The sequence below is a fragment of the Anabaena sp. UHCC 0187 genome, from assembly GCF_009712035.1.
GTDB lineage: Bacteria > Cyanobacteriota > Cyanobacteriia > Cyanobacteriales > Nostocaceae > Dolichospermum.
In genome coordinates, this window is the sequence record NZ_VILB01000013.1 from 743,886 (window position 1) to 757,721 (window position 13,836).

The 13,836-nt window shown below is 37.5% G+C and carries 16 protein-coding genes; 10 read left to right on the forward strand and 6 right to left on the reverse strand.

From position 1 onward, the window contains the following. Nucleotides 1-68: 68 nt before the first annotated feature. Nucleotides 69-299 (reverse strand): NifU family protein, encoded by a 231-nt coding sequence (locus FJR11_RS16300; protein ID WP_027402712.1) that lies wholly within the window; start codon nucleotides 297-299, stop codon nucleotides 69-71. A 152-nt stretch (nucleotides 300-451) separates the two neighbouring features. Then, nucleotides 452-1,102, reverse strand: a complete 651-nt coding sequence (locus FJR11_RS16305; protein WP_168505601.1) for a DUF3386 domain-containing protein — start codon at nucleotides 1,100-1,102, stop codon at nucleotides 452-454. A 299-nt stretch (nucleotides 1,103-1,401) separates the two neighbouring features. Between FJR11_RS16305 and FJR11_RS16310 the strand changes: the two genes are divergently transcribed. From FJR11_RS16310 to coaBC, 3 genes are all read left to right on the forward strand, one after another. Continuing rightward, entirely contained in the window at nucleotides 1,402-2,028 is a 627-nt protein-coding gene (locus FJR11_RS16310) for an alpha/beta hydrolase (protein WP_168505468.1), read from the forward strand. 146 nt (nucleotides 2,029-2,174) lie between these two features. After that, nucleotides 2,175-2,387 (forward strand): DUF2555 domain-containing protein, encoded by a 213-nt coding sequence (locus FJR11_RS16315; protein ID WP_168505470.1) that lies wholly within the window; start codon nucleotides 2,175-2,177, stop codon nucleotides 2,385-2,387. Between the two features lie 58 nt (nucleotides 2,388-2,445). Continuing rightward, nucleotides 2,446-3,657, forward strand: coding sequence for a bifunctional phosphopantothenoylcysteine decarboxylase/phosphopantothenate--cysteine ligase CoaBC (gene coaBC / locus FJR11_RS16320; protein ID WP_168505472.1), 1,212 nt, complete (start codon nucleotides 2,446-2,448; stop codon nucleotides 3,655-3,657). A 10-nt stretch (nucleotides 3,658-3,667) separates the two neighbouring features. Here coaBC and FJR11_RS16325 read toward each other — a convergent pair whose 3' ends face one another. Continuing rightward, nucleotides 3,668-3,928, reverse strand: coding sequence for a prevent-host-death family protein (locus FJR11_RS16325; protein WP_168505474.1), 261 nt, complete (start codon nucleotides 3,926-3,928; stop codon nucleotides 3,668-3,670). 302 nt (nucleotides 3,929-4,230) lie between these two features. Between FJR11_RS16325 and FJR11_RS16330 the strand changes: the two genes are divergently transcribed. Together FJR11_RS16330 and FJR11_RS16335 are read left to right on the forward strand one after the other, a co-directional pair. After that, on the forward strand, nucleotides 4,231-4,476 hold the full coding sequence (locus FJR11_RS16330; RefSeq protein WP_168505476.1) for a hypothetical protein: 246 nt from the start codon (nucleotides 4,231-4,233) through the stop codon (nucleotides 4,474-4,476). Beyond that, nucleotides 4,430-5,362 carry a hypothetical protein gene (locus tag FJR11_RS16335; RefSeq protein WP_168505478.1) on the forward strand — a complete coding sequence of 311 codons (933 nt, stop codon included), beginning with the start codon at nucleotides 4,430-4,432 and terminating at the stop codon, nucleotides 5,360-5,362. Before FJR11_RS16330 ends, FJR11_RS16335 begins: the two co-directional genes overlap by 47 nt. A gap of 96 nt (nucleotides 5,363-5,458) precedes the next feature. Here FJR11_RS16335 and FJR11_RS16340 read toward each other — a convergent pair whose 3' ends face one another. After that, a complete protein-coding gene (locus FJR11_RS16340; RefSeq protein ID WP_168505480.1) occupies nucleotides 5,459-5,683 on the reverse strand; it encodes a type II toxin-antitoxin system HicB family antitoxin in 225 nt (74 codons plus the stop codon). A 240-nt stretch (nucleotides 5,684-5,923) separates the two neighbouring features. Between FJR11_RS16340 and FJR11_RS16350 the strand changes: the two genes are divergently transcribed. The 3 genes from FJR11_RS16350 to FJR11_RS16360 all read left to right on the forward strand — a co-directional run bounded on the left by FJR11_RS16350 (nucleotide 5,924) and on the right by FJR11_RS16360 (nucleotide 7,899). After that, nucleotides 5,924-6,166: a hypothetical protein gene (locus tag FJR11_RS16350; protein WP_168505482.1), complete on the forward strand. Its 243-nt coding sequence runs from the start codon at nucleotides 5,924-5,926 to the stop codon at nucleotides 6,164-6,166. Next, nucleotides 6,163-6,567: a PIN domain-containing protein gene (locus tag FJR11_RS16355; protein WP_168505484.1), complete on the forward strand. Its 405-nt coding sequence runs from the start codon at nucleotides 6,163-6,165 to the stop codon at nucleotides 6,565-6,567. Before FJR11_RS16350 ends, FJR11_RS16355 begins: the two co-directional genes overlap by 4 nt. A 114-nt stretch (nucleotides 6,568-6,681) precedes the next feature. Next, nucleotides 6,682-7,899, forward strand: a complete 1,218-nt coding sequence (locus FJR11_RS16360; RefSeq protein ID WP_168505487.1) for a glycoside hydrolase family 10 protein — start codon at nucleotides 6,682-6,684, stop codon at nucleotides 7,897-7,899. Nucleotides 7,900-7,989: 90 nt separating this feature from the next. On the opposite strand, the gene FJR11_RS16365 is transcribed toward FJR11_RS16360, so the two are convergent. Both FJR11_RS16365 and FJR11_RS16370 read right to left on the reverse strand, forming a co-directional pair. After that, entirely contained in the window at nucleotides 7,990-9,477 is a 1,488-nt protein-coding gene (locus tag FJR11_RS16365; protein ID WP_168505489.1) for a site-2 protease family protein, read from the reverse strand. Nucleotides 9,478-9,812: 335 nt separating this feature from the next. Then, entirely contained in the window at nucleotides 9,813-10,070 is a 258-nt protein-coding gene (locus tag FJR11_RS16370; RefSeq protein WP_168505491.1) for a hypothetical protein, read from the reverse strand. 295 nt (nucleotides 10,071-10,365) lie between these two features. On the opposite strand from FJR11_RS16370, the gene FJR11_RS16375 reads away from it, so the two are divergent. Next, nucleotides 10,366-11,970 (forward strand): peptide ligase PGM1-related protein, encoded by a 1,605-nt coding sequence (locus FJR11_RS16375; RefSeq protein WP_168505493.1) that lies wholly within the window; start codon nucleotides 10,366-10,368, stop codon nucleotides 11,968-11,970. A gap of 165 nt (nucleotides 11,971-12,135) precedes the next feature. After that, the gene (locus FJR11_RS16380) at nucleotides 12,136-13,830 is read left to right on the forward strand and encodes a protein kinase (protein ID WP_371417552.1); all 1,695 of its coding nucleotides are present in this window, start codon (nucleotides 12,136-12,138) and stop codon (nucleotides 13,828-13,830) included. The last annotated feature ends 6 nt before the right edge of the window (nucleotides 13,831-13,836 follow it).

The window sequence follows — 13,836 nt, forward strand, 5'->3', positions numbered from 1 at the left end:
GGAAGGGGGAACAGGTGACAAGTATATCTTACCAATTACCTCTTCCCCCATTCCCCATTACCAGTGATTTACATGATTTGTTCTATCTCAGAAATTTCGGGAATCATTTCCTTGAGACGGCGTTCAATTCCCATTCTCAGAGTCATCGTAGAACTAGGACAAGAACCACAAGCACCCTGTAATCGGAGTTTAACAATTGGGCCATCCAATTCTACGACTTCCACGTTACCACCATCGGAGATGAGATAAGGGCGCATTTCATCTAATACGGTTTCTACATTTTCTAGCGTTAGTTCCATGCTTTCAGGCCTGCTTAGTTGATAAATTGGTAATTATCCAAGTTGCTAATTATCTAGTTTAGGCTGGGAATGGCTAATTGGTCATTAGTTATTGGTCATTGGTCATTGGGAAGAAAAATATTCTCCCTTGCTTCCTGCTTCTTGCCTCTTGTCTATTCCAGGAGCTTAATATGAGAATAAATAAACTCAGTCATTGATTGAGGAGTTTCAGTATTCCCATCTTCATATTCTGCCACTACCTGCTTTGTCAAAATGTAATAATTACCAAACTTTTGATATATATCCGTAAACTTGAGAATGCTATTAACATCACCTGTTTGCGAATTACGAAAAACCACATCATAAGCAGAAGGGATATAACCGGAGTCTGTATCTAGGAATTCCTGAGAATTAATCTCCAAAGCCATCCGACCCATTAAGCGAGTTTCCTGATATATTTTTTGGTTACGAATTTGATAGTGAGAATCAGTATTTTCCCCCTTGACAAAAATCATGACTGCATCGGTTTGGGCTGCTTCACCCAAAGTAAACTCATGTTGACCGTAAAAACTGTGAAAATCGCTTCTTTGACAGCGGGTAATTATTTCCTGTAACTGAATATCAATTCCTGCTTCTATTTGTTGATCTGCAACTTCTGTAATTTCTACATTCAAGTTACGGTCAATCTGAATCTTACCAGTGTAAACTTCACTTTCCTGTAGAAGTTGCACATCGGCAGCATAACCAGGAAAGTTTTCATCCCAAGTGTAACGACTTTCATAAGCAGTTTGAAATAAAATTTCTGCTGTTGACTGAATTGCCATATCACCACTTTGACTGTGCTTTTCTAACAGTTTATTCAAAGTTAATGATTAATGCTCCCTATCTAAGGGGATGTAGAAACCCCATCTTACTTCGTTGAAGATGGGGCAGTTCATAAACCTAGTGGATTAGCGATCGCATTTTGAGTGAGAGTAGAGAGAGGGATCGCCTATGCTGCTTTAATTTATGCAACGCCCAAAATAAATATCAAAATGTCCAGAACAGCTAAAAAAGTTGGGAAATGTGTACTGGATTAAGACGCGATATACTGTATCTGCATTAATTCTTATCTCAATTACCCATGACTCAAACATTAGACTTTATCAGAGTTTCTCCACCAACAGGACAAACGCCAGACGCTTTAATCGTTACTTTACATGGTTGGGGTGCAAATGCCCAGGATGTCGCATCTTTAATACCTCATGTCAACTTACCAGATTACGAATTTTTACTCCCCAATGCCCCCTATCCTTATCCTCATGGTGATACAGGTAGGGCATGGTATGACCTGCGGACAGAAAATATGTATGATGGATTAAATGAAAGTAAACAACTACTCATAGATTGGTTGCAATCTTTAGAAAGTAATACAGGTGTTCCCTTATCTCGCACGATTTTGAGTGGATTTTCTCAAGGTGGGGCGATGACTTTAGATGTAGGATTAAGCTTACCCTTGGCGGGTTTAGTGGTAATGAGTGGCTATTTACATCCTAGTGTAGCAACGCTGAACAAAGGCAATTTTCCGCCGACATTAATCATGCACGGTACACAGGATGAAGTTGTACCACTAAAAGCGGCGATAAAGTCTAAAGATGTGGCACAATCTCTAGGCGTAGCAGTGGAATATCATGAATTTGCTATGGGACATGAAATCAATTTCCAAATGTTAGAAGTGCTACGAACTTTTGTTGTCAACACCATTGGTTAGCTTTAGTTACAAAATTTTTACAAATTCCGGTAAAAATCACAAGAATTTTTACAAATTTCATGGTCATTAATGGGTAAGATAGAACAGGTGGAAACAACTCCACCCTAAGCTGAATACAAGTGCTGCAAAAGGGAGGGGCAAAAATTATGAAAACTCTAAGCATTTCCAAAACAGAAATTTCTGCTATGACTGCAACAGAGGTGCAAGAATTAGCTACGCGTCTAGAATTAGATAACTATAGTAATGCTTTTGAGGGTTTGAATGATTGGCATCTACTGCGGGCAATTGCTTTTCAGCGTCCAGAATTAGTTGAACCCTATATCTACCTCTTAGATTTAGAAGCCTACGACGAAGCCTAAAGATTGTAGATTGCGTGGGACGGGCTAAAATCAAAGGTAATCGGAATTTTACCCCAAAATGCCATCATCTACAAATCTCAAATCTAAGCGGGTTCTTATCTGTGTAGGCGGTGGTATCGCCGCCTATAAAGTCTGTGAATTGGTGTCTACACTGTTCAAATCGGGGCTAGAAGTGCGAGTTATTCTCACTAAATCTGCCCAAGAATTTATTACTCCTTTAACTTTATCTACTTTATCCCGTCATCAAGCTTATACAGATGATAATTTTTGGCAACCAATTTATTCCCGTCCCTTGCATATTGAGTTGGGTCAATGGGCTGATTTAATTGTGATTGCGCCTTTAACTGCTAATACTTTGGCTAAGTTAGCTTATGGTATGGCAGATAATTTGCTAACAAATACTGTTCTCGCTTCTACCTGTCCTGCATTGTTAGCACCGGCAATGAATACGGATATGTGGGAACAGGTGGCAGTCCAAAGAAATTGGCGGCAGCTATTGACAGATGGCAGATTTTATGGTATCGAAACGGGTTCTGGTTTATTAGCGTGCGATCGCATTGGTGCTGGTAGAATGGCAGAAGCCGCCGAAATATTTGTTTATATTCAATCTTTATTACACACCCAAGGAAACAGAGATTTAGCTGGGAAACAGGTTTTAATCAGTGCTGGGGGAACGCGAGAATTTTTAGATCCGGTGCGATTTATTGGCAATCCCTCAACTGGTAAAATGGGTTTAGCATTGGCACAGGCTGCACTGCACAGAGGTGCAAAGGTAATATTAGTCCATTGTCCTGCCAGTTGGGATGTACCTTTGGGAATAGAAGCAATTCCGGTTGTGAGTGCGGAGGAAATGCAACAGGTAATGTTCAAGCATTTAGCCAATGCAGATATAATTATCATGTCAGCCGCAGTTGCAGACGTAAAGCCTAGAGATTATAGTAGCGAAAAATTGCCCAAGCGATCGCTTCCTGAAAATCTTCCTCTAGCACCAGTACCGGATATTGTTGCTGAAATCGGAAATCGCAAACAACCCCATCAATATTTAATTGGTTTTGCAGCACAAACTGGGGATATTATTACTCCTGCAAAAGAGAAGTTGCAAAGAAAGAAATTAGATGCAATTGTCGCAAATCCTATTGATAAAGTCGATAGTGGTTTTGGGAGTGATAATAATCAAGCGGTGTTTTTAGATAAGTCAGGAAGAGAGGTAGAAATTCCCGCTTGTTCTAAGTTGGAAATGGCGCATTATTTGTTTGATTTTGTTGTTTAATGGAATGGAATTATATTGTACTTTCTTTAGCATTCTGGAAATCAGCAAATAATTCATCTTCACTAATACCTCTTGTTTCCAGCAATTGTTGGATTTTTTGGACTGCTGCTTGTAAAGCCATTAAATCTTGTTTTTGAGGAGTAGGTTGTGTTGGTATGTAGTAACCTATTGGGACTCCATGAGAAGTAATTGCAATTGGTTCAGATGCTTGTTGTGTGTACTTATGTAAATTAGCACGAAATTTTTTGATTCCTACAGATTGGATGTCCATAATAGTGAATTGACAAAATGTGTACACCTACCTACTTATAATATTAACTTTGATGTATTGAAATTATTGATAATAAAAATCTATCTTTTCCCACGCCTGAAAAGGGACAACTTTGACCGTCTTCGGTCGTATTTATCCCTAGCAAGTCAGGATTATAGAGATTTTTGTTTATCAAAAGCTCAGTAAATAATTTAACAAATACAAAATATTATACAAGTACGAGTGATTTAATTAGGGTAAATAATGAAATAAATTTAGTCCTATAGTGTATGATGGATATGTCCAGTCAATACTACTGGAATATGAACAATTCCGATCTTGATAGAAATCTTGATAGAAATCTTGATATAGAAGAACTAGCTGAGTATATAGCTACGGCATCTCAAACGATAGTTAATGAGATGAAAAAACAAGGTGAAAATCATTTGGATTTTGATGAAGCTGTTCAAGCAATGAAAAATGAATCATTAATAGAGCAACAGAAATATCAGGATAATTTTAATGCAAGAAAAACTCAAATTAAACGAAAATTTAATAGAAGAAGATGAGATTTTCAGCCTAAAACATTTTATTTATTTAGATAAAATCAAATTACATTCTTATTCTTCTCAATTATTTGGAGGTATAGTACAGATTAGAAGATTAACAGAAAATGAAGGTACTAAATCTACACAAAGCTCAGGTGAAGAATATAAGGAAACAATTCAAGAGGATGGTAAAGAAGGTGAAATAAGTGTTGGTCCTAAAAATATTGCGGGTGGTGCTAGTGGGAAAACAGTAGATAAAACTACCCAGAAACATGGATATAAAACAGGAATTAATACTAAAGCTGATGAATATTTAAATTCTACTACTGAAGATATTGTTGAACATGATTATGGCTATCTAAAATTTGAACAAATCTTAATAAATAAAGGAATTTTAAAAGAAATAAAAGACATAGAGGAATTAGAAAAATATTCATCGTTAATAAAAATAACTGGAGTTTGTAGATTCACTGATTGGGATTCTATTATGGAATTATTTCGTAATGATAATGTAATAAATCTTTTTTTACAAAACTCTGACCAAACTATTAATAAAGGTTTTAAGCAGAAGAAAAATGAAGCACAAAATTTTAAAGCTTTGGTAGAGGTAATAAAAGTATTTTCAATTGGTTCTGTTACTGTCAATACTAACATAGGAGATTCAAATATAATAGGAACTATAAATCCAGAACACCTTTGTATAACAAGAGATCAACTTAGATCAGCATATATTATGCCAGGAGATGTAGAAATGACAATAGTTGGATTTATACCAAGAAGAGGAATAGAAAAAATTACTGTCCCTGGTGTTTCGGGTTCAATAAATATGACAGAATTATGGGAAGCTTTGACAGGAGAAATTGATCTAGTAATAGAACCAATAGCAATATATACGGAAATTAAATAGAAATTTATATTCAACTTATCTTCTAGTTCTAATTGTAGTGATTGTAGATTGGGTTAAGCAAAGCGCAACTCAACAAAAAATTAATCAATGTAAAAATTACGCTACTTTCAAAAACTTGCCTAAAACTTGCGCTTCGGGAAGAGTTTCACCATCTTCTAAACATGACTCAATCAGCATTTCTAACACTTCCTGACCATTTTTTAAAGCTTCTTCGTAAGTTTCGCCATGAGTACAAGGCTGCATTACATTAGTAAAATCAGGTAATAAAACTACATAACATTTATCTTCTTTAGACCATTGAATAATTATTGTATATTTCATTCTTTTGGTTTCTCCTGTTCATCTGCTTCGATCTTCTTTAATTCTGCCAGTGCTTCCGTTACCTGTTTTTCTAAATAGAGTTTAGCATCACTGCTGTCTTTACCTGCAATAATAATAGCTTCTGATAATTTTGTATGTATCCATTTGCTATGACTTCCCTTGGCAGATTTATAAGCAAACCCAGCCTGTACTTTGTTATAAAATAAAAATATAAGTAGTCACATTAATGGGTAAATACTAATGAGTTCAGAACAAGAGTTATTAACAAAGTGGCGTTCCCTACCACAAGATAAACAAGAGGAAGTTTTAGAGTTTGTGGAATTTCTTTACTTCAAAAACTCTGCAAATAAACCTCCTCTAGGGGAACGGTTGCGACAAATTCGGTCTAGAATTGTTGCTGCTGGTAAGCCCTTATTAAATGAAGAGGAAATAGAAAAGGAACTTGCTAGTCGCAGAGGTGGACTACAAGGTAGAGAAGAATGAAAATAACTTATATTGATTCAGGGGTGTTAATTAGTGCGACAAATGGTGTTGGTGCAATTGCTGAGAAAGCACTGGAAATATTAGGAGATTCCCAACGGGAATTTGCTTCAAGTGAGTTTGTCAAATTAGAGGTAAATCCCAAAGCATTGTATAGCAAGCAAACTGAAGAAGCTCAATTCTATGAAGAATTTTTTAGCGATGTTACCTACTGGGCAAGCGATTTAACTCATATTGTTAAAGAGGCTTATCAAATTGCTTCCCAGTATGGTTTAGCTGCTATGGACGCGCTTCATGTAGCTGCGGCGTTATCAGTTGGTGCGGAAGAATTAGTCACAACTGAGAAAAAAACAAAGCCTATGCACCGAGTAACTGGGATTAAAGTAGTTTCTATTTTTGATTAATTACTAGAAATAGATATGATTTCATATTTCATAATTAATCTATTTCTTCCTTTGCGTCTTTGCTCCCTTGCGTCTTTGCGCGAAACAGAAAATTTAACAAACCAGGGATAACCAATGAAAAAAATATTTCTAAAATGGCAACGTCAAACGAGAAAATTGGGATTTTTAGCAGCTATGATGGCCGTGAGTATGATGGCTTTCGTAATGCTATCATTCCCCTTAAATGCACAAATTCCTAAATCCACAGAATTACGGGGAGTATGGTTAACAAATATTGATAGTGATGTTTTATTTGAGAGTAATAGACTAAAACAAAGTTTACGAACATTACAACAACTCAACTTTAACACCGTTTATCCCGCCGTATGGAATTGGGGATATACACTTTATCCTAGCAAAGTAGCAGCCAAAGTCATTGGTAAATCAGTTGACCCTACCCCCGGACTGCAAAAGCGGGATATGCTCAAAGAAATAGTCACCGAGGGACATAAACAAAGTTTAACCGTGATTCCCTGGTTTGAATTTGGCTTTATGGCTCCTGCTGATTCTCTCCTCGCTAAAAATCGTCCTACTTGGTTGACAAACCGCAGAGATGGCACAAAAATAGTCAAAGAAGGCATACATAACCGAGTTTGGTTAAATCCCTTTCGTCCCGAAGTGCAAAAATTTATCCAAGATTTGATAGTCGAAATAGTCAAAAATTATGACATTGATGGGATTCAATTTGATGATCATTTTGGTTTACCATCAGAACTAGGATATGATGCCTACACCACAGCATTATACAAAAAAGAACACAAAGGTAAACTTCCCCCGGCAGACTTCAAAGATCCAGAATGGGTAAGTTGGAGAGCGAACAAAATTACCGACTTTATGAAGCGAGTCTTTACAGCAATTAAAGCAAATAAAAAAGATTGTATCGTTTCCGTTGCTCCTAATCCCCAGCGATTTTCCTACGAATATTATCTTGCAGATTGGCAAAGATGGGAAAGAATGGGAATAGTTGAAGACCTAGTTTTGCAAATTTATCGGAATGATTTAAACGTCTTTATCAGCGAATTAGAATATCCCGAAGTTAAACAAGCCCAAACTCATATTCCCGTCAGCATTGGGATTTTAAGTGGGTTAAAAAATCGCACAGTTCCCATGGAACAAATCAAAACCCAAATAGAGAAAGTGCGAGAGAGAAAATTTGCTGGTGTTTCCTTCTTCTTCTACGAAACCCTCTGGAACATGAGTCAAGAAAAACCCCAACAACGTCAACAAGCATGGCAGAAAATATTCCCCACACCAACAAACTACCCCAACCTATTAGCAAACTGGAAACCCTAAAAAATCTGACATTGCCGAATTGAAATTAATAAATTCAACCTTTGCGCCTTTGCGTGAGATATATTATTTCAATCAGCAACGCCAAAATTCCTAACTACCGATACCCAAACGCCCAGCTAAAGCCGGAGTTAAAGGTAAAAGAGTAGCAATCATTAAAAACAAAGCCAAAAGACATAAAGCCGCCCTAGCATCATCTGGTTCACTGATTTCATTCAAACTAGGACGTTCTAAATCCCGTTGTAAAAACAAAATCACAATTGCCCAATACATTGCTAAAGGATTACCTAATGATACAATAGCTAGTAAAACTATCGTCGCAAAAGTCGTTCTCCCTGCGGTTTTGCGGCCATAAATCGCTTGCACAATTCGCCCCCCGTCTAATTGTCCAGCGGGCATTAAATTCAACGCTGTTATCACTAATCCTAACCAACCAACAATTACCAAAGGATGAATATTCACCAACGGAGATTGTAAAGCCGAACCGAGGACAACCCGTGCCAAACTACCAACTAAAATTGAACCTTGAAAAAACTGATTAGGTAATTGAAATAAACTGCCTGGGTGGGACAGTAGCAATCCTATTACCAGTAATAATAAGGAAGTAATCCCCCCAAAAGCTGGCCCAGCTAAAGCAATATCAAATAAGGCATTACGGCTAGGGACAAGGGACTCAAATCTAGTAATTGCCCCAAAAGAACCAATTTGCACTGCTGGTAAAAAGAACGGCCAACTTAATTTGACTTGGTGACGACGCGCTAATAACCAATGTCCGATTTCGTGAGAGATCAAAATTACCAATAAGCCTAAAGCAATAGGTAAAGCTTCTGCAAAGCGTTCGGGGTTACTGAATAAATCAAAATTCTGTAATATACCCCCGACTTCTAAGCTTGTAGCGATGGTTGCTATCAATAAAATCACCGCAAAAGCTTTTTGTGCTAACTGGGTGCGCTGGGGGTCTGTGCGGCTAGGTAGAACAATCATCACAGGTTTACTGTCAGTATCTTCTACTAAAAACAGCCGATATTTATCATCTAACCGTTCTTGCAAAGTTTTCGTCAGTCGGTTGTGAACGGCTTCTGGTTCTCCGCGCAAGTTGCCTTTAAAAACTACTCCTTCTTGGTAGGGAATAGTTTCGGTGGCAAAAAATGTATCAATGCCGAAAATGCCTCTAATTAGGCTTAAATCTGCTTCAGGTATGGGAGTTGGTGCTAATTGCAGTTCTGAGACTACAACTGAACTGTCTTTATCACCTTCGCTTGCAGTTTGGGCAGCGAGTCTATCTGTTGCCCGTTGTTTGAGAATAGCATCTTGTCCCGCGTCCCGTAATTTTCTGCCGAGGAAAATATACAATCCAGCGGAAGCTACTACCAAGAACAAGATACCAACGATGTTGATATAAATCCCAGCGGCAAATAATCCAAAGAACAAAAGCCAGGGAGTCATTAAAACGACGGATTGTAACCAGGCTAAGATACCTAGTTTACCAAAAGGTCTGGCGCGATAAAAGCCCCAGCCTAAAATGCCGGACGCTATCAGCACAATGGCTGCAATTATAGGAGTTTCCGATGAAGTCAACATCTCTAAACCTTTGCTATTGAGACCGAAGCTAGTACCGCAGTGCGGAATTAAAAATTAAAAATTAAAACTTAAAAAAGCAGATTACACAAGCTTTTGTCAAATTTTTAATGGTTGATTGACTTACGCCGTTGTGTACTAGAACAAGTCTGTTTTTCTATATATTTTACCATTTTTGAGGATAAAATCAATAAATAAGTTGATTTTTCTTCTGCTCAAATTGCGCTATGTTGTGGTGACACTACACGCAGTTATCAGGCTTTGAATTATATTATTTTGCCAAAGAATTGACAAGGTGCAATTTTTATGATTTGAAAATTCGCCACAAAAGGAGGGTGTTAAAGTTCTGATGCTGTTTCAGGGGCAATAATTTCTCCAGAACCCAGTTTTAAGATTATATCCTGATCGGTAATCAGTTCTCTCAGTTCTTTCACTTGCAAATTCATTTTTTCACAAGCTTGGCGTAATTCTTGAGCAAATGTATTAATATCATCCCCATAACCACACTGACACGCAGCGGTTTCTATTCCCTGGTTAGCATTCGCTCTAGCACAATCTACTAATTCTGTATCATGTAATGGTTTTGGAGATGCCATAAGTGGATTTTTTAGTATTTATCTATTTCCATTTTGGGATTATATTAGTTATTAAATATTTATTCATCTCTCTTTAGTCTGAAGTTTTTAGTAATTAATATCGCAATCGTTTGTGTGGTGAACTATAATTTTTTTTAACTAACCGCAGAGGCGCAGAGGTCGCAGAGGTGGAGAAAGAAGAGATAGAGATTTTTATATTTAACAAAACGATACATTTACAATCTTTATTTGCACTCTCTCTTGGGGTATATATTAGGTAGGAAGGTAGTATGGGAAGTAATATCGGGTTGGGGATATGGTGACATTAAATATTGATGATTTGCAGGAAATTGATAAATTTCGTAATTTACAATTAACATTACGCGATCGCTGGAAAACTAGCGAGTTATTTGATAATAGCGAAGCGGATATTTTAATTATTCCTTCTTTGAGTATAGATCAAGGAGAGTTGCTTAAGGTTGAAGGCTGTGAGCATTATGAGGAAAGGTTACTTTTTTCGTTAATGCGGTTACGAAATCCCCGCACTAGGTTAATTTATGTGACTTCAATGCCGCTTCATCCTAGCATTATTGACTATTATCTGCAATTACTTCCGGGGATTCCTTTTTCTCATGCTCGTCATCGGTTATTATTACTTTCTACTTATGATGCTTCTTTAAAACCTCTGAGTCAAAAAATATTAGAACGTCCTCGCTTATTAGAAAGAATTCACAAGGCTTTGCGGTTAGACAAGGCTTTTATGGTCTGTTATAATTCCACTTTTTGGGAATCGGAATTATCTTTAAAGTTGGCTGTACCTTTATATGCTGCTGCACCAGATTTACAAATTTGGGGAACAAAAAGCGGCAGTAGACAAATTTTTCAGGAAAGTGATGTGCCTCTTCCCGACGGTAGTGAGTTAGTCAAGAATTGCGAAGATTTAGCCAATGCTGCGGCTGATTTGTGGGAACGTCAACCCACATTACAAAGAATGGTAATTAAGTTAAATGAAGGTTTTTCGGGAGAGGGAAATGCAATATTAGATTTAAGACAAATTATGGATTTTGCACCGGGAAAAGCTGATCATATTCACAGGGTAGCAGCTATTAGCGATCGCTTTCTCCATTTACGTTTTCAATCTTTACAAGAAACTTGGGCAAATTTTTCTCAACGCATTCCCGAATTAGGGGCAATTGTTGAAGCTTTTATCGAAGGAGAAATCAAACATTCTCCCAGTGTTCAAGGCAGAATTACACCCAATGGAGAAGTAGAAATTCTTTCTACCCATGACCAAATTTTAGGGGGGCCAGACGGACAAATTTATATAGGTTGTCGTTTTCCTGCGGATGCAAATTATCGCTGTGAATTACAGGAATTAGGTTTAAGAGTTGGCAAAAAATTAGCAGAAAAAGGAGCTTTGGAAAGATTTGCAGTTGACTTTGTCACTGTTGACAAAGGTAATGGTAAATGGGATATTCAAGCCATTGAAATTAATCTTCGCAAAGGGGGAACAACTCACCCATTTATGACTTTGAAATTATTAACCAATGGTCGTTATGATTTATCCACGGGTTTATTTTATAGTCAACAAGGCAGACCTAAATATTATATTGCCACAGACAATTTACAAAAACCTAGTTATCAGGGATTATTACCTAATGACTTAATGGATATTATCGCCCACCATAGATTACATTTTGACAGTGGCACGGAAACAGGTACAGTTTTTCATCTCATGGGTTGTCTTTCCCAATTCGGTAAATTAGGATTAACAAGTATTGGTGATTCTCCCCAAGAAGCGGAAGATATTTATAATAAGGTCATTGAAGTTCTTGATCAAGAAACTAGCGGTGATCATAGTGATCATGCTATCTTTTCTGATTATAATTTTCCTATGACTGGGGATGGATATAGTTGTTAACTAAAAGATGAAATTATCTTATCCTCTTGTTAATTTAATAGTTCGCTTGTATCTATAATAAAGCATCCAGAGGCTGTTAAAAATAAAAGTTTTGTGCTTTATTCACAGGAATATCTAGAACTAAAGTGAAATAGACGCTAAAATCGATCCAGCCTTTGTATTTTCGTGGTTTTGACCCAGATAACTCAGAGTGCGGTTAACTGCATAAATCCCCATTGTCAACGTCCCTATCCTCAACCCTGGGGAAACAAATTCTGTAACAGTTGTGGCGCACCGCTGCATCTGTTAGACCGCTATTTCTCTCTTAAACCTCTCGGTGCGGGAGGATTTGCCCAAATTTACACAATTTGGGATGAAAAGACACAGACAGAAAAAGTGCTGAAGGTGCTAGTAGAAACTTCACCCAAGGCGCTGGAATTATTCAAGCAAGAAGCGGAAGTTCTAAGTAGTTTCCGCAACTCTGGTGTGCCTAAAGTTGATAGTGATGGTTATTTTGAAGTTAACTTAGTTAACCCTAAACCCCATCAATTACCATGTTTGGTGATGGAAAAAATCAATGGCTATACTTTAGAGGAAGTATTGAATAATTCTCCTCAAGGTTGTTCCGAAGATTTGGTAATAGGTTGGTTTATTCAAGCTGTACAGATTTTACAGGAATTACATAAACGCCAAATTATTCACCGAGATATAAAACCTTCTAATTTGATGTTGCGGACTTCCACACCAGTATCTCCTGCGAAAAGTGATCAATTGGTGCTAATTGATTTTGGCGGTGCTAAACAATTTAGTGGTTCAGTTTTGCGGTCACATCCCACATCTACACGATTATACTCTTCCGGTTATAGTCCTCACGAACAAATTCGTGGCGGTAATGTGGGACCAGCAGCAGATTTTTATGCTTTGGGACGGACAATGATTCAATTACTTACGGGTAAGTATCCATCTGATTTGGAAGATGGTTTAACTGGAAAACTACAATGGCGTAATTACAAACAGATTAAACCAGATTTAGCAGATTTGCTCGATGAAATGGTACAGGATGATGTGCGATTACGTCCAGCAGGTGCAGATAGTATTCAAAAAAGATTACTCAAGATTGCTTCCCCTTCTCCACGGAAAGGTTTAATTAGTAGTCCGGGTAAATCTGTAGTAACATCTATAACTGAACTTACTCAAGCTGTAAGTAATACCACTTTATTGATAATTCAGGGAATATGCAAATTTTTATTAGCTTGTTTGGCGACTATTTGGGTAATGATTCTGACTAGCATCTGCGCGGGAATCGGGACTATGATTGGTTTTTTCCTGGCTTACCATACCAGTTTAGGCGATCGCTGGTTGGAATTACTAGCCTATCAATTACCAACTTTAGTCGAAAAGCAACCTTATATGGCAGCAGAAACTATAGTTTATGGTTTTGCAGGTTCAGGAACAGCTTGGGGATTAACCTTATCCGGCTGTTTTGGCCAAAAGCGGCGGTTTCTCACGGCAGCTTTCCTGGGTTTTCTGGGTTATGCTTTAGGCTGGATAGCTTGTCAATTTATCACCACTCAGAATCCTGCTGAAAGCTTGGTAACATGGATTTTAATCTCACTTCCCCTATTAAGTCTAGGTTTAGGTCTTCGCACTCATCAAATAGCTTATGCTGTAATCGCAGGTTTAGGTAGTGCTAACCTGATAGCTATTTTCGTGCGTTTAGGATTCACAGCACATTTATTCCATTTTTCCAGTCAACCTAACGCCCTTAATATATTTTCACCCATAGGTTTCTTTAGTCTGGTAAGTATCTTAATCAGTTTTTGCTTAAGTATAAGCCATTACCTGATTATCCCTTGTTTGCGCTGGTTAGGTTGGCGATAACAGGAG